We start from the raw sequence: 23,253 nt of genomic DNA on the forward strand, positions 1-23,253 counted from the left end.
TAAAGATATTTGCGGTATTACTTGCTAAAGCTTTATTTAACGAATGAAAACAATATGTGTATTGAAAAGCCAAACTAACACCCTTTTTTATTCGTAAGTAATACTAGTAGCAAGTAATACAACCTTACATGAAAAAAAAAGCAACAAACAACAAGTAGCCTATAAAGGACACCACAATGAAATTTACCCCATTAAAAACATTAGCAGCAAGCGCTGTATTATGTGCATTATCAAGCACTGCTTATGCAGCGACTGCCGCAAAAATTGGTGATACGGAATTTACTTACGGTGGATACATTAAACTCGACTCTATGTGGAGTGATTATTCAGCGGGTGCGCCTGCAGGCTCAAACGTAGGTCGTGACTTTTACGTACCAAGTACGTTAACAGTTGGCGATGATAACAGCTCAGATGCTGTATTTGATATGCATGCTCGTGAGTCACGTTTTAACTTTGGCACAGCCACTGTTATGGATAACGGTAAAACCGTTAATACTAAAATTGAAATTGACTTTTTGGCCTCGGCTGCTGGCGGTAATGAGCGAGTTTCAAATTCTTACGCCCCGCGTATTCGCCATGCGTTTGTGACTTACGATGGTTGGTTATTTGGTCAAACATGGTCTAACTTCCAAAACGTGGGGGCGCTTGCTGAAACGCTTGATTTTGTAGGCCCTGCTGAGGGCACTGTGTTTGTGCGTCAATCGCAAATTAAATACACCACTGGCGCATGGTCGTTTTCATTAGAAAACCCAGAAAGTACAATTTCTACTACTAGCGGTATGGTAGTAACTGATGATGCATCATTGCCTGACTTTACAGCTCGTTACACACACAAAGCCGATTGGGGTAACATTGTGGTTGCAGCGCTTGCTCGCCAACTTACTTATAAAGTAGGCAGTGTTGATGCAGATGAAACTTCTTTTGGTATTAGTGCATCAGGTAAAATAAACCTTGGTGAAGACAACCTTAAATTTATGCTTACTCAAGGTAAAGGCTTAGGCCGTTACGTAGGCTTAAACGTTGCTCACGGTGCTGTACTTAATGGTGATGAACTAGATGCAATTGATTCGACTTCTGGTTTTGTTGCTTACCAGCACAAGTGGACAAGCCAATGGCGTTCAACGTTCTTATATTCATTCTTCAGTGCTGATAACAGCACTGATTTATTAGCTATTTCTGGTGATCCGACTGAATCAAGCCAAAGCTATAGCGCTAACATTCTATACTCACCGGTTAAACGTCTAACTTTTGGTGCTGAGCTAAAGCATGCTGAGCGTGAAACTGAAAGCGGCGTTGATGGCGATTTAGACCGCTTACAGTTTTCTGTTAAATACTCTTTTTAATAGCTAAAAAGCTAACTACTTTAAAAAGCGGCCTAGGCCGCTTTTTTTATAAGCGAGATTGAGTTCTATATAATTCATCAATTCGTACCTAAAATCTTTATATGTGGCGCTAAAATCCAAAAAAATAGAATTATTATTGATAAAAATACCAAACACAATTGCAAATCGATATCATTTAGATTAAGTTACACACTTCTTTTGAACTAACTGGAAAAACTTATGTCGTCCCCTCAAGTTTTGCGTTTATCTAAACTAAGCTTTGCTACTTCTTTAATTTTATCTGGTTATGCACTTGCTGATGAGGCAAATGTAAAATCTGAACCTCTCGAAAAAATTGCGGTATATGGTCAGCATCATAAAAACTACATTACTGAAGAAGCGCAATCGGCTACCAAACTAGGTTTAACAATTAAAGAAACACCACAATCAATCTCGGTAGTTTCACGCGCATTAATGGACGACTTTTCACTAGACGATATAAACTCAGTACTTGAAAGCACGCCAGGCGTAACAGTAGAGCAAATAGAAACAGATCGTACTTACTTTAAGGCCCGTGGTTTTGAAATTACGAACTTTCAAGTTGATGGCTTAGGGATCCCACAAAGCTCAGGCTCTATTCAAGGCAGTCTTGATACATCAATTTATGACCGTGTAGAGATAGTTCGCGGTGCTAATGGTTTAATGACTGGCGCTGGTAATCCTTCTGCAACTGTAAACATGGTTTTAAAAAAGCCAACTTATACAACACAGGCAAATGCATCAGCATCTTATGGCTCATGGAATAAAAAACGTTTAGATTTAGATGTATCTACGCCAATAAATGAAGACCACGCTGTACGCGCTGTATTTACAAAGCAAAAAGCTGACTCATATTTAGATCGCTACGAAACAGATAAAACCATTGTTTACTTAGCCTACGAAGGCAAATTAACAGACAACACATTATTAAGCGTTAACTACGTTAACCAACAAAAAGACGCAGATAGCCCGCTGTGGGGTGCACTACCTCTTTATTATACAGACGGAACAGCAACCGATTACGACGAATCAACCAGCACCGCTGCTGACTGGTCTTACTGGGATAACAGTGCTGAGCAAGTATATGTAACACTTGAACAAAACTTATCGGCAACATGGGTAGCTAGAGCACGTTATGCTCACATCGAAAACGAACAAGACTCAGAGTTGTTCTACGTATACGGCACCCCTGATAAAGATACTGAACTTGGTTTAACAGGTTATGCTAGCCGTTATGATTACGAAGATAAGCATGACTTATTTGATTTATATGCCAGTGGTAAGTTTGATTTATTTGGCCAAGAGCACGACCTATCATTTGGTGTTAGCCAAGCTAAAATGGATTACAACGAGCAGTCTCTTTACGATTATACTACAGGCAATGGTTTTCCAGCTATGCCATCACTTAAAACGTGGGATGGTGTAGTACCAGAGGCAACACTTGCTGATGGCTTAAATGGTAGTGATATTACTAACGAGCAAAAATCAGCTTACATATCTACTCGCATTAGATTAAGTGAGCCTTTAAGTGTGCTCGCTGGTGTGCGTTATACCGATTGGAAAACAAAAGGGAGTGCTTACGGTGTTGAGCAAACAAGAAGCGACTCTGAAGTTATTCCTTATATTGGCACGGTGTACGACTTTAACGAGTCTCTATCAGCTTATGCAAGCTACACAGAAACATTTGTACCGCAAAAAGAGCTTGATATTAATGCCAACCAATTAGCTCCCGTAATAGGTAAAAGCAGTGAAGTTGGTATAAAAGCACAGTTACTTGATGACCAAATTTTCGTAACTTTTGCTTACTTCGATGCAAAGCAGGAAGGGCTTGCCATAGCTTTACCCGACTCACTACCTAGTGATACGCGTTATTATGCAGCAGATGGTATTAACAGCAACGGCTTTGAAGTTGAACTAAGTGGTCGAATAACTGATGATTTAAGCGCAAGTGTAAGTTTTAGTAACCTAACTATTGATGGTGATGATTTAGTTAAAGATTACACACCTGAAAACCAACTTAAAGTGGCCGCAACCTACCAAGTACCTTTAGTTGATGGTTTATCATTTGGTGCAAACTATCGCTGGCAGGATTCAACTAGCCGAGTTCAAGTCGAAGATGCAAATGGTATTGCAAGCGTCACTACTCACCAAGATGCATACGGGTTACTTGATTTAATGGCCACTTACGAAATTACAGATAACGTAGGAGTCACTTTCAATGTAAATAACACCACCGGTGAAAAATATTTGCACAGCCTGTACTGGGCACAAGGTTACTACGGTGCACCTCGTAACTACGCCCTATCTGTAAACTGGCAATTATAAATATATTTGATTAATTAAAGACTCTAGATTTTTTTAATTCAATAGAAAAAAACGACACATTTTTAATGTGTCGTTTTTATTTTATCTAACCTGATGTAAGTTTTTAATAACAAAAAAGCGCTAATCATTACTGATTAGCGCTTTTCAAAGCTCGGGTCAAATCAAGCTTAAAAACTCATTTGGGTGCAGTTTAAAGGTCTGGATCGTCGCCTAACTTATCTTCACCGTCTTCAGGTTCAATAGTTGCTTTTAGTAAAAGCATTTCGCGTAACTTACCTTCGATCTCATCTGCAATTTCTGGGTTTTCTTTCAAAAACTTAATTGAGTTAGATTTACCTTGGCCAACCTTGTTGCCACTGTAACTGTACCAAGCACCTGCTTTTTCAACAATTTTATGCTTAACACCTAAATCAATTAACTCGCCTTGCTTAGAAATACCTTCGCCATACATAATGATAAATTCAGCTTGTTTAAATGGCGGCGCTACTTTGTTTTTAACAATTTTAACGCGGGTTTCGTTACCAACAACTTCATCACCTTCTTTCACAGAACCAATACGACGAATATCAATACGTACCGATGCGTAAAACTTAAGTGCATTACCACCCGTTGTTGTTTCTGGGTTACCAAACATAACACCAATTTTCATACGGATTTGGTTAATGAAAATACATAACGTGTTAGAACGTTTAATATTACCAGTAAGCTTACGTAATGCTTGTGACATTAAACGTGCTTGTAAGCCCATGTGCGAGTCGCCCATGTCGCCTTCAATCTCAGCTTTTGGTGTAAGTGCAGCAACCGAGTCAATAATAACGACGTCTACTGCGCTTGAACGTACTAACATGTCACAAATTTCTAGTGCTTGCTCACCTGTATCAGGTTGAGATACAAAAAGGTCATCAATATTTACACCTAGTTTTTGTGCATATACAGGATCAAGAGCATGCTCAGCATCAATAAAGGCACATGTTTTACCTTCTTTTTGAGCTTCTGCGATAACTTGTAAAGTAAGCGTTGTTTTACCAGATGACTCAGGACCATACACTTCAACAATACGTCCCATAGGTAAGCCACCTATGCCTAAGGCAATATCAATACCTAGTGAACCTGTAGATACAGATTCAATGTTTAACGCTTTGTTGTCACCCAATTTCATAATTGAGCCTTTACCAAATTGACGTTCAATTTGTGATAGTGCTGCGTCTAACGCTTTTTGTTTGTTATCGTTCATTTTGTTCTCCAATCCAGCTAATGCGAACAAGTATACTGTATGAAATCACAGTATCAAGCTAATTTTTTCATTTTATCTCATCTATTACACTTTTTAATGCAAATACAATAGCTTGCAGTCTTACTTGAGCCCTATCACCAGTAAATATTTGTTTAAAGGTCAGTACTTTGTCATCAATTTGTATGCCAAACCATACAAGTCCAACAGGTTTACCTTCTGTCGCCCCGCCAGGCCCTGCAATGCCCGATACAGCTATAGATATATTAGCGTTTGTTGCTTTAATAGCACCTACTGCCATTTCATGGACTGTTTGCTCGCTCACAGCACCGTATTGATTTAATGTACTAGCACTAACATTGAGCAAATCTTGCTTTGCTTGGTTACTATAAGTGACAAATGCACGGTCGATATAAGCTGAGCTTCCAGGTGTATCGGTAAGCGCATAACTCACTCCGCCACCAGTACATGACTCAGCAGTAGTGATCCATAAGCATTTATCCGTTAAAATAGCGCCTAATTGCGCAGCAAGTGTTTTAATCTCTTGATGTAATTCCATATTCAGCCTTTGGGTAAATACATGTCGTTTGATCTTTATGCACCACACACTATAAAACAACAAACCCCTATGATGCAGCAGTATCTAAAAATAAAATCAGAGCATCGCGATATTTTATTGTTTTATCGTATGGGCGATTTTTACGAACTTTTTTTTGATGACGCTAAACGCGCCGCTCAATTACTCGATATTTCGCAAACTCATCGTGGTAAAGCTGGCGGCGATCCCATTCCTATGGCTGGCGTACCCTACCATGCGGTAGAAAACTACTTAGCACGTCTAGTCCAAATGGGTGAGTCAGTCGCTATCTGCGAACAAGTGGGAGACCCTGCAACCAGTAAAGGCCCTGTTGATCGTAAAGTAGTGCGTATAGTTACACCCGGTACAATTTCTGATGAAGCGCTTTTACAAGAACGACAAGACAATCTCCTTACCAGCGTTTGGCAAAGTAAAAAAGGCTTATACGGGATTGCTTATTTAGACATTAACTCTGGTCGTTTTAATATTGTCGAGGTAAATACCGACGAAGCCTTTAGCTCAACTATTCAGCGCCTATCACCAGCCGAACTTCTGTATAGCGAAAGCTTTGAAAACGTTCATTTAATTGAACATATAAAAGGTGCTCGCCGTCGCCCAGAGTGGGAATTCGACTTAGATACGGCTCAGCACTTATTATGCGATCAGTTTGGTACTAAAGATTTAGTTGGCTTTGGTGTTGATAAAGCCCATAGCGCGCTTGTTGCTGCAGGTTGCCTAATGCAATACGTAAAAGATACACAACGTATTGCACTGCCACATATTCGTGCAATTACGCTTGAGCACAACGAACACGCTGTTATTTTAGATGCCGCTACCCGTAAAAATTTAGAATTAACTGTTAATTTATCGGGCGGGTTTGAAAATACACTTGCTCAAGTACTTGATAAAACAGCAACGCCAATGGGTTCTCGCTTACTTAAGCGCCGTATTCATACACCAATTCGTAATAAAGACGAGCTAAATTCACGTTTAAATGCAATTAGCGCTATTTTAGATGCGCAGCTTTGTGGTGAATTACACGAATCATTAAAAGAGATTGGTGATGTAGAGCGTGTTATTGCACGCCTAGCTTTATGTACTGCACGCCCGCGTGATTTAACTCGCCTGCGCAGTGCGCTACAAGCACTTGCACCACTGCATACTTTGTTAGCTGACGCTAACGATCCTCGTATAGCAGGTATCATCAAGCACTCGCCTGAACTCCCTGATTTACAAGCGTTATTAGAACGAGCTGTGATAGAAAACCCACCGGTACTTATTCGTGACGGTGGTGTTATTGCTCCAGGTTACAATAGTGAACTTGATGAGTGGCGTAACTTAAGCAAAGGTGCAACCGACGTACTTGAGCAATTAGAACTGCGTGAACGCGAACGTACGGGCATTAGTACGCTTAAAATTGGTTATAACCGCGTACATGGCTTTTTTATTGAAGTAAGTAGAGCTAATGCGCACTTAGTGCCAGCCGACTACATTCGTCGCCAAACGCTTAAAAATAACGAACGCTACATTATTCCAGAGCTTAAAGAGCACGAGGATAAAGTACTCGGTAGCCAATCAAAAGCTCTCGCGCTTGAAAAACAACTATACGAGGAGCTGTTTAGATTTATTGCTCCACATATTGAGCAGTTGCAAATGATGGCAGCAGCATTGGCCGATTTAGACGTTTTAAACAATTTAGCTGAGCGTGCATTCGCACTCAATTATGCAAAACCAGAATTGTGCGATAACGACAATATAAGCATTAAGCAAGGTCGTCACCCTGTTGTTGAACAAGTAATGAAAGAACCGTTTATTGCTAACCCTGTTGAATTAAACAGCCAACGTAAAATGCTAATTATTACCGGTCCAAACATGGGCGGTAAATCAACCTATATGCGCCAAACGGCACTTATTGTTTTAATGGCTCACATTGGCAGTTATGTACCCGCTGACAGCGCTAAAATTGGTAATATCGACCGCATATTTACACGTATTGGTGCAAGCGATGATTTAGCATCAGGGCGTTCAACCTTCATGGTAGAAATGACCGAAACAGCAACGATTTTAAATAATGCAACTGCGCAGTCTTTAGTATTAATGGATGAGATTGGTCGCGGTACAAGTACTTACGATGGACTCTCTCTTGCGTATGCAACAGCCGATCATTTAGCATCAAAAATATCTGCTAAAACATTGTTTGCTACGCACTACTTTGAATTAACAGAACTTGCTGAGCAAACTACGGGCCTTGTAAACGTACACCTTGATGCAATAGAGCATAATGACACGATTGCGTTTATGCATACAGTTCTCGACGGTGCAGCAAGCAAAAGCTTTGGTTTACAAGTAGCAGCTCTTGCAGGTGTGCCAAAAGCTGTGATTGCACAAGCAAAGCAAAAACTTAAGTTGCTTGAAAATCATCAAAGCGTTACTGCACCAAATACAGAGCAACAAGCCTTTACTTTTAATAACGAAATTGCACAAAGTACACCTTCTGAAGTTGAAGAGCAGTTAAGCGCAATCGACCCTGATAATTTATCGCCACGCCAAGCGCACGATTTGTTATATAAACTAAAAGCATTGCTGTAATTTATATCACCTAATTTACAAGCATAAAAAAAGCCGAAGAATAAACTCTTCGGCTTTTTAACACACATAGTCTCTTAAACTATTTAACTAGTTACGAAAACTGATTAAACAAGCTATCTGTACTTAAACCTTCTTGTTGCAAAATGTCTTTTAGACGACGTAATGCCTCTACCTGAATTTGTCTTACTCGCTCACGTGTTAAGCCTATTTCACGACCTACATCTTCAAGTGTAGATGGCTCATAGCCAAGCAGTCCAAATCGACGTGCTAGCACTTCGCGTTGTTTAGGGTTTAATTCACCTAACCAATCAACAATATGTTTATTAATATCATTATTTTGTACTTCGCCTTCAGGACCAGCACTTTTTTCATCAGGAATGATATCAAGTAGTACACTGTCGTTTTCGCCACCAATAGGCATGTCTACTGATGCAATTCTTTCGTTTAAACGTAGCATTTTAGTAACGTCTTCAACGGGTCTATCTAGGCAAGCTGCAATTTCGTCAGCTGTTGGCTCATGGTCAAGCTTTTGAGTTAACTCACGCGCTGTACGTAAATAAACATTAAGCTCTTTAACTACATGAATAGGTAAGCGAATGGTACGCGTTTGGTTCATAATGGCACGTTCAATTGTTTGACGTATCCACCATGTAGCGTAAGTAGAGAATCTAAATCCACGCTCAGGGTCAAATTTTTCAACTGCGCGAATTAAGCCTAAGTTACCCTCTTCAATTAAATCAAGTAGAGCAAGGCCGCGATTATTGTAACGACGTGCTATTTTAACAACCAAACGTAAGTTACTTTCAATCATACGTTTACGTGAGGCTTCACACCCTCGAAGTGATTTGCGAGAAAAAAACACTTCTTCTTCAGCACTAAGCAAAGGAGAAAAACCAATTTCGCCTAAATAAAGTTGAGTTGCGTCAAGATTTTTAGTTACTTCTTCTTTAGCAAAGATTTCATCGTCGTCTACTTTATCTAGTAGAGCTGTGCTTTCATCAACATCGATGTCATCGAACTTTTCGTCAGTCGTAGTATGTTTGTCAAGTTTTGCTGCGCTAGCCATAAGCCTTCTCCCGAGCAATTATCAATACCTAAAAATTAGGGTAGGTATTTAGCAGGATTGACAGCTTGCCCTCGGTAGCGGATTTCAAAGCGAAGCGCGGTGACCGGAGATTCTGAATTACCAATTTCTGCTATTTTTTGTCCTGCCTTAACTTTCTGCTTTTCTTTAACAAGTAATTTCGAGTTATGTGCATAAGCACTTAGGTAATCATCATTATGTTTCAATATGATTAAACTACCATAACCTCGAAGGGCGTTACCCGCGTATACCACTGTTCCTTGTGCCGCAGCTAAGACTGAAGCCCCTTTGCGATTAGTAATCTGTAAACCTTTATAACCGTTTTCCTTATTAGAAAAGCGTTTGGTAATTTTGCCCTGTGCAGGCCAAAACCACTTAACTTTACTGCTCGACAAACGTTTAGTATTACTAATTTTGTTACTGGCTTGTTTCTGAACATACTCTCGTTGTTTTGGGGGATCAAGCTCTTTCTTTAAAATTTTGTTATTTTTTTGTAATTTTTTTATAGACTTTTTACTCGAATTCGTATAATTTCCATCCCTTTTTGTTTTTTCGGGCTTAGTGAGTAAGGAGATGTTTTGCCCAGGGAAAATTGTGTAAGGTGATGGAATTGAATTGTTTTTTGCCAACTCCCTAAAGTCTTGCCCAGCACTAAAGGCAATAGAGTAGAGCGTATCTCCTTTTTGTACTTTATAGCTAACCCCATTAATGTTAACAGTATGACCTAAATCATTAACATTATTATTTAAGCTACTAACAGGTGCAGGAACATGGCGAGAAGAGCAACCAAAGAGAAAAATACTAATAAATATAGTTACATACAGTAAACACTGTTTATTCATTGTATTTTTCCCCTAAATTAGAAAATTGATATTTTTAACGCTTAACGCAATAAAAAGTAAGCTAGCGCAATTAATACCACTAATCCCCAACCAAGTATTTCAATATACTGACGTAATTTTCGCTCCATTTGAGCTCCGCCCCACTTCATTAAGGCTGAAACTAAAAAGAATCGCGCACCGCGCCCAATGGCTGATGCTATTAAAAATGGCAAAAATGCCATTTGTAAAACACCTGCGCCAATCGTAAATACTTTATATGGTATAGGCGAAAAACCGGCTAAAAACACAACCCAAACACCGTAATCCTTAAACCAGTTTAGTGCTATATCAAACTTTTCTTGCCAGTGCATTTGTGCAATCAATGGCTCTACAACGGGTTCAAATAGCCAAAAACCAAGTAAGTAACCAACCACTCCACCAATAACCGATGCTATTGTGGCAAAGCTTGCAAATCGCCATGCTTTGTTTGGTTGCGCAAGCGACATAGGTGCAAGCATTACATCGGGTGGTATCGGGAAAAAAACTGATTCTGCAAAGCTCATAGCAGCTAAGTAACGTTCCGCATGACGGTGTTTTGCCCACACTAGGGCCATATCGTATAACTTGGTAAACAACTTCAAAATGAATTCCTATTCAATATCGCCAGGTACTAACGGCACAAATCTAACGGGAGCAATAACATGCTCTTTATAATTATCGCCTTTGCGGATAACCATTACTAATTTTTGATCGCTCTCACCAATTGGGGCTAATAACACGCCACCATCGGCCAACTGAGCAAGTAAGTCTTGCGGAACTTTAGAGGCCGCAGCAGTCACTATAATACCATCAAACGGCGCTTGTGATTGCCAGCCTTGCCAACCATCGCCATGCTTCATGGTTACATTATATAAATCGAGTTGCTGCAAACGTCTTTTTGCCTGCCACTGAAGTGTTTTAATACGCTCTACCGAGTAAACCTTTGTAAACGTTTTGGCCAATATTGCAGTTTGATACCCAGATCCCGTACCTATTTCTAGCACTTTATTGCGCACACCAGCTAAACGAAGTAGCTCTGTCATGCGCGCTACTATGTAAGGCTGAGAAATTGTTTGCCCTTGCCCAATAGGGAGCGCTGTATTTTCATAGGCTTTGTGTTTTAGCACATCATCTATAAAAATATGGCGCGGAATATCAGCTATAGCACTAAGTACTTGCGTATCTTCAACACCTTCACGCTTTAGTAAGTCAGAAAGCGCTTTAGCACTGCGGGTATAATTAGCGAGCACGATTAATCTCCAAATCGGCTAACCACTCTCCTACTGCCTTTAAGCTATCTTTAGCTGTCATATCAACGCTCAGTGGCGTAACTGAGGCATAGCCATTATTGATTGCGTAAAAGTCGGTGCCTTCACCAGCATCGCTTTCGGTGCCAAGCGATCCGTACCAATAAATATCACGACCCCAAGGATCGGTTTGTTTAGTCATAGTTTCGGCTTTATGACGAGCGCCTAAACGTGTTACTTGCACCCCTTTTAATTCACTTAATGGAATATCTGGCACATTAATATTTATTATTTGATCTTTTGGAAGCGGATGCGAAGCCAAGCCTTTAATAATATTTACGGTAACAGCAGCGGCTGTTTCAAAATGATCGCCATTATGTGAGCAAAGCGATACCGCAATTGCAGGCAGACCTAAATGGCGACCTTCAGTTGCAGCGGCAACAGTACCGGAATAAAGCGTGTCATCACCCAAATTGGCACCATGGTTAATACCAGCAACAACTAGATCTGGCTTTTCATCAGCTAACTGATTTACACCTAAATGTACACAATCAGTAGGTGTGCCATTAACTGACATAAAACCATTTTCGAGTGTCGTCGCTCGTAGCGGGTTCATAAGTGTTAAAGAATTACTTGCACCACTACAGTTGCGATCAGGTGCAACAAGGGTTACATCTGCAATTTGTATAAGCGCCTGATATAAAACCGCAATGCCTTTGGCATTTACGCCATCATCGTTACTTAACAGTATTTTCATTTATGCCATTATCCTTTTCTTTGCGCTCTCGAGGGCTAGCATCAGTGTAATCCACCAGCTCACGTAATAATGCAGTTGCAAAACACCCTTTTGGCAAACCAAAGCTTAGTTTTAGTGTGGTTTCATCAAGTGTTTCAACGGTTAAGTTTTGTGGAATTAAGCGCAGCATTCGGCGCTCATTTTTAAGGCCTAACTCACCTAAACCATCACACCATGTTTGGAAAGGTGCAAGCCATATTTTTTCTTGTTCGGTTAAGCCTTTTTCGCTTTTTCCCACCATAGGTGCCGACATCATAATATCGCCGGTAGCTAATCGCTCTATGTTTTCGTCATTAATTGCATCTTCAAAAAATGCATTGCTGCCGCTGAGCATAAATACTTCACGGTGCATTGTTTTAGCTAAACCATGCTCTTTTACACGTAAGCTCACTAACTGATTAAATACATGCGATCGTGCTGCTGAAATAATAATACCGCGCAACTTTTTATCGCGAATACGCTCACCGGCAAACATTTTTTCAGCCATAACTAAGTTATGACCGCCATGCCCAAAGCGCTGTTCGCCAAAGTAATTAGGCACACCTGCGCGTACTGCGTTAATACGACATAAAATATCAAGAGGGTTGGTTACGTTACGAAGCGTAATAGTAAATTTATTACCTTTGTGGCAGCCCGTACGTAACTTACGGTCGTGGCGCTGTTGCGACACAATAAAAATACTCTCACTATTTAAATCACTAAAATCGATAGGCTTTTTAATTGGTACTTTTACACTAAACCACTGTGAGCACACGCCGTGGCGATCTTTCATGCCTGCATAGCTTACGTCTCGCGGTGAAACACCCGCACGCTGTGCAATTAGCTTTGCAACGTATTGCGTGTTTTCGCCTTTTTTAACCACCTGCAAACACACGTGTTCGCCACTGCCGGTAAATTCTATACCTAAGTCTTCATCAACCATAAAGTCTTCAGCTGTGGTTTTAAAATCAGCTTTAGAAAGCGGTGCACCGTATAAATAATTTAAATCGCTCATGCGTTTTTTGTACTCGCAAGCTCTTTACTCATAATAACCACCGCATGGCTCGAAATACCTTCTTTGCGCCCTTCAAAGCCTAGCTTTTCGGTAGTAGTGGCTTTAACGTTAATTTGGCTAAGGTCGCAATTTAAATCGCTGGCTAAATTAGCGCGCATAGCTTGAATATGTGGCAACATTTTTGGTGCCTGAGCAACAATAGTCACATCGCCATTACCAAGTACATAACCTTGTTCTTTAGCTAAGCCCACCACATGGCGAAGTAAAATACGGCTATCGATATTTTCATACTCGCTTGCCGTATCGGGAAAGTGCTTACCAATATCACCCATTGCAAGTGAGCCTAAAATAGCATCGCATAATGCATGAATAGCAACATCACCATCTGAGTGCGCTAAAAAGCCCTGTGGGTAATCAATTTTTTCACCACAAATAGTTAACGGGCCTTCGCCACCAAATTTATGTACGTCAAAACCATGGCCAATTCGTATCATAATCCACTCTCGTTTTGTTGTTTATGTAATAAAAACCCAGCCAGATCTAAATCCTCTGGCGTGGTTATTTTAATATTATCGCTACGACCTGCTACAAGCTTAACCGGTTTACCCGCCCACTCAATTGCACTGGCTTCATCGGTAATAGTAGCCCCACTTGCTAATGCGTTTTGCAGTGCATTTTTAAGCTCGTCATATTTAAAAAACTGCGGGGTAAGTGCTTGCCATAAATCATCTCGCGGCACAGTTTGTAGGGCATGAGTGTGGCCGCGTTTTATAGTGTCTTTTACTTTGCTAGCTAAAATACCGCCTTCATCAGCGTTAATGCATTCATCAATTAAACGTTCTATATCACTGATATTAACTAATGGACGAGCAGCATCATGCACCAATACCCATGTTGGTGGGTTAGGCGCTAAAAAAAGCAAGCTATTGAGCACCGAGTCGGCTCGCTCTTTTCCGCCACTGGCTCGCACAATGCGATTATCAAGCAGTGGGAGTTCGTCAAAATAGGGGTCGCTGTCGCTAAGGGCAACAACAATAGTGCGTAATTGAGGTAATTGAGAAAGTTTAGCTAAGGTGTGTTCTAAAATGGTTTTACCGGCTAATTGTATATATTGCTTAGGCGCATTGTGCTGCATTCTACTGCCAACACCCGCAGCAGGTACAATTGCTGCAATAGTCTGTTTATTTGTCATATTGTTTGCCCGGTAAAACACGAATAAATGTTTCGTCCGGTTTAATCATTCCCAATTCGTTGCGTGCACGCTCTTCAATGCCTTCTTGGCCAAGCTTTAAGTCTTCAATATCTGCTTTAAGTACTTTATTACGTTTAATGAGTTTTTCGTTGGTTTGATGATGCGACGTTACTGCACCTTTTAGTCGTGTGTAGTCTTGTAAACCATTATGACCAAACCATAACCTGTATTGTACAAACAGTGCTAAGCACAGTAAGCCAACTTGAAAAATACGCATTTAACACTCCTTATTTTAAATTCCAAATACCTTAACTTTAATACGCTAAGGGGCGCTTTAAATTGCGCCAATTAATACTACCCGCTAAAAGCATTTCGCGTAGTGATAAAACACGCGGCATACAACGCTTCGAAAATTGCCACTGATGCCCGCAACATGCAGCGGTTAAACTCACTTTACTTGGCTTTATTAGCTGAGCATTTTGCTGCTCTAGTCCATTTCCTAAAAAATCAAACCATCCAAGCTCGTTACAATGCAGCTTATTTTCGCCTAACTGATCGATACTGTCTATTCTAAGACGCACCTGATCGTAGCCATGCAATATAACGGGCACTATAAGCCCCACTTTGGCATACGTTTGATAAAAAAGTTCATTAGCTTGAACATTCACATCGGGTGGGGTCGGTTTTTGCTTTTCAAGCCACGTACCATTTTGTGCATCAAGCGTAAAAGGCGTGTCACCATTGGCAACTAACGTTGCCGCTCGCTCAATATAATAAGGTAGGCTTTTTAACTGGCGGCGCAGTTTATCGGCATTAGGCTCTGCAACTAATCGCTGAACCTCACGCTGATAAAACGCATTGCACAATTGTGCATACAACACTTTTTGTGCATCAGTTTGCCAAATTTCAACTTGCTGTTGAGCACCAAGTGACTGATTTTTAGCGACCAAAAGCTGTACTCAAAAATATCCAGGTAAATGTTTTATAACACAGTATTGAATATTTTTTAAGCGCAGCGCACTATTTTAAGCGCTTGGCTTTTCACCTAATTTTGCTTTACCTGATTCTAAAAATTGCACAACCGTATTACGCTTTTTACCAATCAATAAACTGCCATCAGCTAAAAACATAAAGTTTTGCCAATTGCGTTTAAATACATCAAACGTCGTTTCGATAATATTGTCGCGTGCCATACAAAAATAAACCGTGGTGTTAGCTTCCCAATCTAAAAACGTTAAGATTGCTTCTGGTGGTTGCGCATCGCCATTTTCCCACGCATCTTGCCAATCTACTTCTTGGCTAAAGCTTTTTTCTTGACCACACCAATCGGAGTCTTCAAAAAAATCAGGGTGATCAAACTCACGGCTCACCATGGTTGTCCAAAGTACGGCTGCGCGCTCGTCGCTCATAGGCTTTATTTTTGCTGCGTCTTCATCAGATACAGGTAAATCTTTGTGGCGAAAAACCCACGCCTTTTTGTAATCATCTAAAGAAATATAGTTCATAGTATTGGCAAATTAGTTAACATTAAAAGTGCAAAGCCAAATTATACAAGAGATCAAAACATGACTACAGCAATAAAACCACTTTCCCTAAAACCAGGCATATACCAACACTACAAAGGCCCGCAATATAAAGTTATTCATGTTGCCACCCATAGCGAAACCGAGGAACAGCTTGTGATTTACCAAGCACTTTATGGTGAATTTGGTATATGGGCGCGCCCACTTAGTATGTTTTTAGAAACTGTTGAAAAAGAAGGTGAGGTCATACAGCGTTTTGCTTATATTGGACCTGCTGCTTAACTATGGCATTATAACAAAATAACTTACTGCTCAGACCAGACAAGGGTACACCGTGCAATTTAATTCAACTGACAATTACATAGCGAGTAGCGCACTTAAACAAGCTGTAAATGCTGCCATTATGCTCGAAAAACCACTTTTAATTAAAGGCGAACCTGGCACAGGTAAAACCATGCTGGCTGAGGAGTTGGCTAAAAGCTTAGATACCACGCTTATTCAGTGGCATATAAAATCGACTACTAAAGCGCAGCAAGGTTTATACGAGTACGACGCGGTTTCGCGCCTGCGCGACAGCCAACTAGGTGACGAGCGTGTACACAATATTGGCAACTACATCGTTAAAGGTAAGCTTTGGCAGGCATTTACGTATGCAGAGCTTAACGGCAAACGCCCAGTGCTTTTAATTGATGAAATAGACAAAGCCGACATAGAGTTCCCAAACGACTTACTACTTGAACTCGATAAAATGGAGTTTCATGTTTATGAGACTAACGAGCGCATTGTCGCAAAAGAGCGCCCTATTGTAATCATCACATCAAATAACGAAAAAGAATTACCGGACGCATTTTTACGCCGCTGCTTTTTTCATTACATTGATTTTCCTAGCAGCGACGAAATGCAGCAAATTATTGACGTGCACTACCCTAACGTTAAACAGGATTTAGTACGCCAAGCACTTGAAGTGTTTTTTAACCTGCGCGAAGCAAACGGCCTTAAAAAGAAACCTTCCACCAGCGAATTACTCGACTGGTTAAAGCTTTTAATGGCTGAAGACATAGACGCTAAAACACTGCACGACAAAGCTAAAAAAGGCGGTTTAATGCCAATGTTTGGCGCATTACTTAAAAATGAGCAAGATATAAGCCTAATCGAAAAGCTCGCGTTTATGAGCCGCTAGGGCCTGTTGACCTTTCAGGATTAAAATTTGTTCTAACTAGGGACGATTTAATCGTGGCGCGAGGTTTGTAACCTAGTGGGCTAAGTAAAAGCCGAGCAACAAAGAGTTAATCGTCCCTAGGACGAACCTTCAGGCAGCGCGTGTTTGGTATTTATGCTGTGTTATCGCCTATTTATGGGGAATAACCACACTACATGGGCTCTGCCTTGCCTAAATACCAAACACACTGCTGCAAATTTAACCTCGAAAGATAAACAGGCCCAAACATGTTAGTACAGTTTTTTTTCAAATTACGCAAATACCGCTTACCGGTGAGCCTGCGCGAGTTACTCGATTTAACTAACGCCTTAAAAAAAGGCGTTATATTTGCCGACGTAGACGCCTTTTACCATCTAGCGCGCACCATCATGGTAAAAGATGAAACGCATTTTGATCGATTCGATAAAGCCTTTAGCGACTACTTTAGCGGTATTGCCGATCTTGATTTGCTCGAGAGTTTAAAGCAACAGCACAACTTACCTGAAGACTGGCTACGTAAAGAGTTTGAAAAAAACCTAAGCGATGAAGAAAAAGCCCAACTTAAAGCTATGGGCGGGCTCGATGAGCTTATGAAAACCCTAAAAGAGCGTTTAGAAGAGCAACAAAAACGCCACGCTGGCGGTAATAAATGGGTAGGTACTGGCGGCACATCACCTTTTGGTGCATACGGCTATAACCCAGAAGGTGTGCGTATAGGGCAAGACGGCAATCGTAACCGCCAAGCAGTAAAAGTGTGGGATAAACGAGAATACAAAAACCTCGACACCGACAGAGAAATTAGTTCGCGCACAGTTAAACTCGCCCTTAAAAAGTTACGTAAGTTTGCCCGCACAGGCGCAAGCGACACGCTTGATTTAAACGAGACTATTCGCGCGACTGCAAAACAAGGCGGCATGCTTGATGTAAAAATGGCACCCGAACGCCACAATGCAGTAAAAGTATTGATGCTGTTTGATATTGGCGGCTCAATGGATGACTACATCCACACCTGCGAAGAGCTATTTAGCGCCGCCCACAGCGAATTTAAACACCTAGAGTTTTACTACTTTCATAACTGTTTATACGAGCACGTTTGGCAAGACAACACACGCCGCCATTCAAACGTGATTGACACCATGACGCTGATTAATAAATTTACCAGCGACTACAAAGTCATATTTGTCGGCGATGCCACTATGGGCCCTTACGAAATAGCTTATGCGGGCGGCTCGGTAGAACACTACAATGAAGAGCCCGGCAGTGCATGGTTGCAACGTATAACAAACCACTTTGATAAAGTCGCCTGGCTCAACCCACAACCCGTTGAACACTGGCCGTACTATCAATCAATTGGCTTTATAAAAGAGTTAATGAACAACCGCATGTATGCGCTGAGCTTAGATGGAATAAGTAGAGCGATAAAAGAGCTGAGTTAAAATATTAATTTATCTAGCTACCTAAATATATTAATAACTATTTTGGTTTAGTTATTTAAAAATACTCTAATTAAGGTAGCTAAAGCTTAAATATCGACTCCAGTTTTTTAATTATAAAATTTATGAACTATATTTTTTAAAGAGTATTCAATATTTCTATTTGATACTTCATAGTAGTCAACATAACAATCGAGCTGCACTACCTGTTCTAAAACTAGAGTTGTCTGACAGTCTCTCCTCATATATTCGAAGCCAGCATCCAAAGTCAATACTACTTCATATTCAATTACAGCTATTGGCTCATCTAAATCTTTCTCAATAACGGCAATATTTATAACCTCTATATTTGCTGAGTGCATTTCAAGATCAAGAATACCTCTATTCCACTCTTGAATTTCTAATAAGTTCAAACTGTTTTCGCATACATCTTCAAAAAAGTTTTCAACATATGTTATCAATTTATTTTTAGTCACATTACCTTTTAAAAACTCTATAACTTGACCGACCTTTGAGTCATTTTCTTTATTAATAGCGGTCATTAAATCTTTAAGCGTTTTATAGGTAAAAATCTCTTTTTCAGAATATTCTAAAGAGCCAAAATCACTATCATGTGATACTAAATGCCACTCTTCTACAATTGAATCACGCTGGTTCATATATTCTTTTAAAGCTAAAATATTAATAGCATCAGGAAATTCACTTTTAGACTTGTTTCCAGACTTCCCTTTAAATGGAGGTTTTTGTAAGAAATACATATCCAGTAATTCAGTTTCATCAATATTTGTAATTGGAACTTCAATACAATTTACTGTCGTTAGAAAGTTAGTAAAATATTCAGAGTACTTGCCTTCAATATTACTTTTTAGCATCTCATATTGTTCATCTATTGATGGGCTAAGTAACTTAGTTTTTCCTTTAAGTTTACCTATAAGATTCAAGGCATCATTTTCCATTACTTCAAGGATACCCTCAACCTCTTTGGTGATGATACTTGTTATATAAAGTTGGCAGTGACTCATCTCACAATACTTTTTTAATTGTTTAAAAGCTTGATTTGAAAAAGTATCAAAACCTAAATTCCGATAAGCACATGAGTCAATAAATACATGTTTAATTGCCATAACCTATTCCTTTAATTTAAATTAATCCTAACAGCTAAAACTTTAAAGCATCTTACTCATAAACAAACTATAAAGTTATGAGATAGTCTCTTTTTTGCCTTTTAAAATAAACCTGAGTATATCTAAATCACCCTTTTACATAGATGAACTTGATAAAACTCACAACTCAGCTATGTGATTTAACACTTCAGGATGACGCTGTACAAGCTTTAGCAATGTTATCGCTTGCCCATTTGGTGCGCTGCGTCCTTGTTCCCAATTTTCGAGCGTTCTTGCTTATGTATTCTGGATGTTTCTCGAATATTCACTACTTCATCAGGGGAGACAACAAGATCGTTAATATCATTTACTGAATAAGTGCGTAACGTAAGCTTTCCTTGTGAATGTGCTTTAGCGTCCACAAGTGCTGTCGTTAATTCTGAAAATAAATCACGTTTGCTCATTGCGCAATACCTTTGAAAGCTATCTTAATAATCTTGATATCATGCAGCAATATTTATTATTACTTGCTAATAAACTTACACATTCCTAATCCTAAAACATCTCCATCACGCTTTACATAACCATATTGTGTATAAAAGCTTTCTTTACCGTGAGCACTTAATAAACCTATAGTAGCGCCATTAGAGCAGGTGTTGTTTAGATAGTTTTCAATGTGGGTCATAACTAAATGACCTATGCCTTGTTTTTGATAACTTGGCGCAACAATTACATCTTGAATATAAAAATACATTGCGCCATCACCGATTACTCTACCAGTGCCTATTAACTTATCAGTATCGTATACGGCAACCCAAAAAAGTGAGTTTTCAATGCTTGCTTTTAATGTTTTATCGTCAGGGTTTTGCCACTTTGCTTGTGCGCGTAAATTAGTAAATTCATCCAGTGCTGGAGCTGAATATTCAACCTTATATTCCATAACATCCCCTACTCACTTTTGAAGCCCTTTACTCATAAACAAGCTGTACGGATCTAACTCATAATCACCAAACGGTTCGCACTCTTTAAAACCAAATTGAGTGTAAAGCTTTTGTGCGGGCAAAAATGCCTTTGCCGTGCCGGTCTCTAAGCTTAACTTTTTGTAACCTCGCAAAGTTGCTTGCTCAATAATATGTGTGAGCAATTTAGCAGCGATGCCTTGGCGTAAATAGTTGCTTGAGGTGCGCATTGATTTAATTTCGCCATGAGTGGCATCGAGCGCTTTTAACGCGCCAACACCCGCTAAATTATTATCAATCCATAAGCTATAAAAGATTATATCGGGCTGAGTGAGTTTGCTCACATCAAGTGCATGTACGCTCTCAACAGGTGAGTGCTTTAGCATATCGTTATGATGCGCATGTAGTAGTTTTATAACGTGTGGGTTTGAAAGCTCACCTATTCTAATATCCATTTATACCTCGTTTAATCCTAGAATTTAATGCTTTAGGGCTTTAATGAAAACCCTAAAGTAAGTGGCTCTATTTAGGCTGCTAGTTTCCATACTACAAACGCAACAGCAAAGCCTACTAAATACACTAAACCTAACCACGTTAAACTACGTAATAGCACGCTGTGCTTTATAGCAGGCTCTGAGCGCACAAGGCTAAAGTTAAGCCATGCAAAAACGGGGGTGGTAACAAACGAAAGTGTCATTGCAAACGTAAGCATTGGACCAAGGGCTGATTTAAAGAATAAAATAACGGCCATGCCAGCTAGTGCTTGCAGTACAAGCCAAATATTTAGGCTGTGTTTTGATTGCTTAAAGCCAAGTAGTTTATGAGATTCGTTAAGCGTGCGGGCGTAGCCATCTAGCACGGTAAGTGTAGTGCCAAACATACATAAAAAGGCGATTGCTGATACAAGCGGCCTTGCCCACTCGCCTATTGTTAATGCGTACATATCAATAAGCTGCTTGGCAAACGCGACACCGCCGAGTTCTATACTACTGGTTTGCCCGTACTGCACTAATACACCTAAGCTAAAAAATACCAAGGCTAAGCCAGCTGTAAGCCAGTAACCTACGTTAAAATCGAACAAGCCTTGGCTTTTAGAAACTGTTTGCTGCGCTTGTTTTTCTTTTAGCCATAAAGAACTTAATGCAGATATTTCGATAGGGGCTGGCATCCAACCCATTAAAGCCACCATAAAGCTCAGCATAGCCAGCTCGTAAGGTGATGGGCCAACATAGTCAGCAGGCGCCATTGGGCCATTACTAAACGCGATAACTAACGCAATAACGGTAGCCAGCGTTAATAACCCCATTATGCCTTTGGCCACACTGTCGAGCGCTTTAAAGTGCCCTAACAATAATATGGCTAAGCACACTCCTAATAATATCCAACATAGCAGTGTTACTTCTATCACTACGGGCAACGCGTAATGCAGTAAGCTTGCAGTAAGTAGTAATACGCCAGCGGTATTAACTACGGCGGCTACAATGTTTAAACCGATAAAACTGTAAAAATAAAACGGGCCTTTACTTTTATAGCCCTCCACTAGGCTATTTTTAGTCGCGAGTGTGTATTCCATACCAAAGCGAAAAAACGGGTACTTTAAAACATTAACAACCAGTATTAGCCAAAATAGTTGCCAGCCAAATATTGCCCCAGCTTGCGTAGAGGCAACTAAGTGAGAACCGCCAATAGCGGCTGTTGCCATGAGTATTCCAGGTCCAAGCGCACCTAGTCGAGACTTCCATACTGCTTTTGTTGTGTGCATTAATTTCTCAAAATATGTGTGTTATACGCTGCTTTTATTAATTTTTTTGATTAATAAACTGCAAGAACGCATAACTTACCTAAATTACAGGCAATAAAAAAGAGCCATACGGCTCTTTTTTACAATACTTTGTGACTAAATTTTATTTAAGATCCATCTCTTGGATGATCTCGTGTGCGATTTCAGGTGTAGTGCTAACAGGCTTTTCGTGTAAGTTTGCTTTTATCTGCCCTTTTCGATGTTTTAGTGCCGCATCGAGTTTTTTAGCTGCGCTTGCAATGGCAGGGTACATAACTTCGTTTTCCCCTTTTACCGATATGCGCGTGCCTTCGTAATTAGTGCTAATTTCAGCTTGGATTTTATGATGCTCTTTAGACAAAATAATATCGAGTGCAATAAGCGATGGAAAGTGGCTCTCGATTTTTGAAAATTTTTCGTTGATGTGCTCTCTAATAGAGTCAGTAACTTCAACATGGTGACCAGAAAGATTAATTTTCATAGGGTATCCTTTTATTTGTTACCTCATAAATAGTATTGGGGGCTATTTAGATTAACACAAGGAAAAAAGAGAGATATTTGAGGTTTATTTGCGGTTTTTGGTGATTTAAATCATGCGTTGTGCAAAGTTTATGCAAAGCCCATAGTGCATGGGCTTTCAGACGTCTAGCTGTATTGATTAATCTGTGTACGAACAACAGTAGTCAGCAAAATCAGATACTTTTACTTTAAAGCTTACATTTGCATCAACATTAAACGATTCACCTGCGTTAAATGTTTTCCACTCACTTGCCCCTGGTAATAAAATATCCCATTGGCCAGCTAAAAGCTCCATGCATTCTTTTTGGTTTGTATCAAAAACAAACTCACCTGGTTGCATAAAGCCTAACGTTTTCGCTTCTCCATCACCTAAAATAACGGTACGGCTCGACACTTTTCCGTCAAAATATACATTGGCTTTTTTTACTACACTTACGTTATCGAACTTTGGCATTTTTAGCTCCTGCTATTAATTTAAGATT

The 23,253-nt window shown here is 40.0% G+C and carries 25 protein-coding genes and 1 pseudogene; 6 read left to right on the forward strand and 20 right to left on the reverse strand.

Annotation, left to right across the window (positions count from 1 at the left end; translation table 11 throughout):
• Positions 1 to 176 precede the first annotated feature (176 nt).
• Entirely contained in the window at positions 177 to 1,343 is a 1,167-nt protein-coding gene (locus H5118_RS14875) for a DcaP family trimeric outer membrane transporter (RefSeq protein WP_182749291.1), read from the forward strand.
• A 219-nt stretch (positions 1,344 to 1,562) separates the two neighbouring features.
• Positions 1,563 to 3,686, forward strand: coding sequence for a TonB-dependent siderophore receptor (locus H5118_RS14880; protein ID WP_182735930.1), 2,124 nt, complete (start codon positions 1,563 to 1,565; stop codon positions 3,684 to 3,686).
• Between the two features lie 190 nt (positions 3,687 to 3,876).
• On the opposite strand, the gene recA is transcribed toward H5118_RS14880, so the two are convergent.
• Positions 3,877 to 4,920: a recombinase RecA gene (recA, locus tag H5118_RS14885; RefSeq protein WP_002958952.1), complete on the reverse strand. Its 1,044-nt coding sequence runs from the start codon at positions 4,918 to 4,920 to the stop codon at positions 3,877 to 3,879.
• 67 nt (positions 4,921 to 4,987) lie between these two features.
• Complete coding sequence (locus H5118_RS14890; RefSeq protein WP_024597314.1) at positions 4,988 to 5,476, reverse strand: CinA family protein; 489 nt, start codon at positions 5,474 to 5,476, stop codon at positions 4,988 to 4,990.
• A gap of 21 nt (positions 5,477 to 5,497) precedes the next feature.
• Here H5118_RS14890 and mutS point away from each other — a divergent pair, with 21 nt between their 5' ends.
• On the forward strand, positions 5,498 to 8,083 hold the full coding sequence (mutS, locus tag H5118_RS14895; protein ID WP_182693730.1) for a DNA mismatch repair protein MutS: 2,586 nt from the start codon (positions 5,498 to 5,500) through the stop codon (positions 8,081 to 8,083).
• A 91-nt stretch (positions 8,084 to 8,174) separates the two neighbouring features.
• On the opposite strand, the gene rpoS is transcribed toward mutS, so the two are convergent.
• The 11 genes from rpoS to H5118_RS14950 form a co-directional block, all read right to left on the reverse strand.
• The gene (gene rpoS, locus H5118_RS14900) at positions 8,175 to 9,149 is read right to left on the reverse strand and encodes an RNA polymerase sigma factor RpoS (RefSeq protein ID WP_002958955.1); all 975 of its coding nucleotides are present in this window, start codon (positions 9,147 to 9,149) and stop codon (positions 8,175 to 8,177) included.
• A gap of 35 nt (positions 9,150 to 9,184) precedes the next feature.
• On the reverse strand, positions 9,185 to 10,009 hold the full coding sequence (locus tag H5118_RS14905; protein ID WP_182749293.1) for a peptidoglycan DD-metalloendopeptidase family protein: 825 nt from the start codon (positions 10,007 to 10,009) through the stop codon (positions 9,185 to 9,187).
• A 41-nt stretch (positions 10,010 to 10,050) separates the two neighbouring features.
• On the reverse strand, positions 10,051 to 10,629 hold the full coding sequence (locus H5118_RS14910) for a YqaA family protein (protein WP_002958957.1): 579 nt from the start codon (positions 10,627 to 10,629) through the stop codon (positions 10,051 to 10,053).
• 9 nt (positions 10,630 to 10,638) lie between these two features.
• Complete coding sequence (locus tag H5118_RS14915; RefSeq protein WP_002958958.1) at positions 10,639 to 11,277, reverse strand: protein-L-isoaspartate(D-aspartate) O-methyltransferase; 639 nt, start codon at positions 11,275 to 11,277, stop codon at positions 10,639 to 10,641.
• On the reverse strand, positions 11,267 to 12,031 hold the full coding sequence (gene surE / locus H5118_RS14920; RefSeq protein WP_024600608.1) for a 5'/3'-nucleotidase SurE: 765 nt from the start codon (positions 12,029 to 12,031) through the stop codon (positions 11,267 to 11,269). The genes H5118_RS14915 and surE overlap by 11 nt, the downstream gene beginning before the upstream one ends.
• Entirely contained in the window at positions 12,012 to 13,064 is a 1,053-nt protein-coding gene (gene truD, locus H5118_RS14925; RefSeq protein ID WP_182749295.1) for a tRNA pseudouridine(13) synthase TruD, read from the reverse strand. Before truD ends, surE begins: the two co-directional genes overlap by 20 nt.
• Positions 13,061 to 13,558 (reverse strand): 2-C-methyl-D-erythritol 2,4-cyclodiphosphate synthase, encoded by a 498-nt coding sequence (gene ispF, locus H5118_RS14930; RefSeq protein ID WP_024604077.1) that lies wholly within the window; start codon positions 13,556 to 13,558, stop codon positions 13,061 to 13,063. The genes truD and ispF overlap by 4 nt, the downstream gene beginning before the upstream one ends.
• On the reverse strand, positions 13,555 to 14,256 hold the full coding sequence (gene ispD / locus H5118_RS14935) for a 2-C-methyl-D-erythritol 4-phosphate cytidylyltransferase (protein ID WP_182673805.1): 702 nt from the start codon (positions 14,254 to 14,256) through the stop codon (positions 13,555 to 13,557). The genes ispF and ispD overlap by 4 nt, the downstream gene beginning before the upstream one ends.
• Positions 14,246 to 14,533, reverse strand: coding sequence for a cell division protein FtsB (gene ftsB, locus H5118_RS14940; RefSeq protein WP_002958963.1), 288 nt, complete (start codon positions 14,531 to 14,533; stop codon positions 14,246 to 14,248). Before ftsB ends, ispD begins: the two co-directional genes overlap by 11 nt.
• Positions 14,534 to 14,570: 37 nt before the next feature.
• Complete coding sequence (locus H5118_RS14945; protein ID WP_002958964.1) at positions 14,571 to 15,206, reverse strand: hypothetical protein; 636 nt, start codon at positions 15,204 to 15,206, stop codon at positions 14,571 to 14,573.
• 75 nt (positions 15,207 to 15,281) lie between these two features.
• Complete coding sequence (locus tag H5118_RS14950) at positions 15,282 to 15,761, reverse strand: DUF2947 domain-containing protein (RefSeq protein ID WP_182749297.1); 480 nt, start codon at positions 15,759 to 15,761, stop codon at positions 15,282 to 15,284.
• Positions 15,762 to 15,821: 60 nt separating this feature from the next.
• Here H5118_RS14950 and H5118_RS14955 point away from each other — a divergent pair, with 60 nt between their 5' ends.
• From H5118_RS14955 to H5118_RS14965, 3 genes are all read left to right on the forward strand, one after another.
• The gene (locus H5118_RS14955; protein ID WP_039486721.1) at positions 15,822 to 16,061 is read left to right on the forward strand and encodes a DUF1653 domain-containing protein; all 240 of its coding nucleotides are present in this window, start codon (positions 15,822 to 15,824) and stop codon (positions 16,059 to 16,061) included.
• Positions 16,062 to 16,113: 52 nt separating this feature from the next.
• Complete coding sequence (locus tag H5118_RS14960; protein ID WP_182692907.1) at positions 16,114 to 16,959, forward strand: MoxR family ATPase; 846 nt, start codon at positions 16,114 to 16,116, stop codon at positions 16,957 to 16,959.
• Between the two features lie 266 nt (positions 16,960 to 17,225).
• The gene (locus H5118_RS14965) at positions 17,226 to 18,413 is read left to right on the forward strand and encodes a VWA domain-containing protein (protein WP_182749299.1); all 1,188 of its coding nucleotides are present in this window, start codon (positions 17,226 to 17,228) and stop codon (positions 18,411 to 18,413) included.
• Between the two features lie 107 nt (positions 18,414 to 18,520).
• Here H5118_RS14965 and H5118_RS14970 read toward each other — a convergent pair whose 3' ends face one another.
• The 7 genes and pseudogenes from H5118_RS14970 to H5118_RS15000 all read right to left on the reverse strand — a co-directional run bounded on the left by H5118_RS14970 (position 18,521) and on the right by H5118_RS15000 (position 23,225).
• Positions 18,521 to 19,534 carry a PIN domain-containing protein gene (locus H5118_RS14970; RefSeq protein ID WP_182749301.1) on the reverse strand — a complete coding sequence of 338 codons (1,014 nt, stop codon included), beginning with the start codon at positions 19,532 to 19,534 and terminating at the stop codon, positions 18,521 to 18,523.
• A 159-nt stretch (positions 19,535 to 19,693) separates the two neighbouring features.
• Positions 19,694 to 19,977: pseudogene (locus H5118_RS14975) on the reverse strand (helix-turn-helix domain-containing protein).
• 59 nt (positions 19,978 to 20,036) lie between these two features.
• A complete protein-coding gene (locus H5118_RS14980; protein WP_182749303.1) occupies positions 20,037 to 20,453 on the reverse strand; it encodes a GNAT family N-acetyltransferase in 417 nt (138 codons plus the stop codon).
• Positions 20,454 to 20,465: 12 nt separating this feature from the next.
• Positions 20,466 to 20,927, reverse strand: a complete 462-nt coding sequence (locus tag H5118_RS14985) for a GNAT family N-acetyltransferase (protein WP_182712273.1) — start codon at positions 20,925 to 20,927, stop codon at positions 20,466 to 20,468.
• A gap of 71 nt (positions 20,928 to 20,998) precedes the next feature.
• Positions 20,999 to 22,174, reverse strand: coding sequence for an NRAMP family divalent metal transporter (locus tag H5118_RS14990; RefSeq protein WP_182712292.1), 1,176 nt, complete (start codon positions 22,172 to 22,174; stop codon positions 20,999 to 21,001).
• A gap of 202 nt (positions 22,175 to 22,376) precedes the next feature.
• Positions 22,377 to 22,733 (reverse strand): ribosome hibernation-promoting factor, HPF/YfiA family, encoded by a 357-nt coding sequence (gene hpf, locus H5118_RS14995; RefSeq protein ID WP_007376058.1) that lies wholly within the window; start codon positions 22,731 to 22,733, stop codon positions 22,377 to 22,379.
• A gap of 177 nt (positions 22,734 to 22,910) precedes the next feature.
• Entirely contained in the window at positions 22,911 to 23,225 is a 315-nt protein-coding gene (locus H5118_RS15000; protein WP_002958974.1) for a pyrimidine/purine nucleoside phosphorylase, read from the reverse strand.
• Between the last annotated feature and the right edge of the window lie 28 nt (positions 23,226 to 23,253).

The organism is Pseudoalteromonas sp. SR41-1, assembly GCF_014164015.1.
Taxonomy (GTDB): Bacteria; Pseudomonadota; Gammaproteobacteria; order Enterobacterales; family Alteromonadaceae; genus Pseudoalteromonas; species Pseudoalteromonas distincta.

Coding starts and splice junctions, on each gene's coding strand:
- H5118_RS14990 (WP_182712292.1), bottom strand. CDS start 22,174: ATGGCAACAGCCGCTATTGGCGGTTCTCACTTAGTTGCCTCTACGCAA.
- rpoS (WP_002958955.1), bottom strand. CDS start 9,149: ATGGCTAGCGCAGCAAAACTTGACAAACATACTACGACTGACGAAAAG.
- truD (WP_182749295.1), bottom strand. CDS start 13,064: ATGAGCGATTTAAATTATTTATACGGTGCACCGCTTTCTAAAGCTGAT.
- H5118_RS15000 (WP_002958974.1), bottom strand. CDS start 23,225: ATGCCAAAGTTCGATAACGTAAGTGTAGTAAAAAAAGCCAATGTATAT.
- ftsB (WP_002958963.1), bottom strand. CDS start 14,533: ATGCGTATTTTTCAAGTTGGCTTACTGTGCTTAGCACTGTTTGTACAA.
- H5118_RS14985 (WP_182712273.1), bottom strand. CDS start 20,927: ATGGATATTAGAATAGGTGAGCTTTCAAACCCACACGTTATAAAACTA.
- mutS (WP_182693730.1), top strand. CDS start 5,498: ATGTCGTTTGATCTTTATGCACCACACACTATAAAACAACAAACCCCT.
- H5118_RS14905 (WP_182749293.1), bottom strand. CDS start 10,009: ATGAATAAACAGTGTTTACTGTATGTAACTATATTTATTAGTATTTTT.
- H5118_RS14965 (WP_182749299.1), top strand. CDS start 17,226: ATGTTAGTACAGTTTTTTTTCAAATTACGCAAATACCGCTTACCGGTG.
- recA (WP_002958952.1), bottom strand. CDS start 4,920: ATGAACGATAACAAACAAAAAGCGTTAGACGCAGCACTATCACAAATT.
- H5118_RS14880 (WP_182735930.1), top strand. CDS start 1,563: ATGTCGTCCCCTCAAGTTTTGCGTTTATCTAAACTAAGCTTTGCTACT.
- H5118_RS14890 (WP_024597314.1), bottom strand. CDS start 5,476: ATGGAATTACATCAAGAGATTAAAACACTTGCTGCGCAATTAGGCGCT.
- H5118_RS14970 (WP_182749301.1), bottom strand. CDS start 19,534: ATGGCAATTAAACATGTATTTATTGACTCATGTGCTTATCGGAATTTA.
- H5118_RS14875 (WP_182749291.1), top strand. CDS start 177: ATGAAATTTACCCCATTAAAAACATTAGCAGCAAGCGCTGTATTATGT.
- ispD (WP_182673805.1), bottom strand. CDS start 14,256: ATGACAAATAAACAGACTATTGCAGCAATTGTACCTGCTGCGGGTGTT.
- H5118_RS14980 (WP_182749303.1), bottom strand. CDS start 20,453: ATGGAATATAAGGTTGAATATTCAGCTCCAGCACTGGATGAATTTACT.
- hpf (WP_007376058.1), bottom strand. CDS start 22,733: ATGAAAATTAATCTTTCTGGTCACCATGTTGAAGTTACTGACTCTATT.
- ispF (WP_024604077.1), bottom strand. CDS start 13,558: ATGATACGAATTGGCCATGGTTTTGACGTACATAAATTTGGTGGCGAA.
- H5118_RS14955 (WP_039486721.1), top strand. CDS start 15,822: ATGACTACAGCAATAAAACCACTTTCCCTAAAACCAGGCATATACCAA.
- surE (WP_024600608.1), bottom strand. CDS start 12,031: ATGAAAATACTGTTAAGTAACGATGATGGCGTAAATGCCAAAGGCATT.
- H5118_RS14950 (WP_182749297.1), bottom strand. CDS start 15,761: ATGAACTATATTTCTTTAGATGATTACAAAAAGGCGTGGGTTTTTCGC.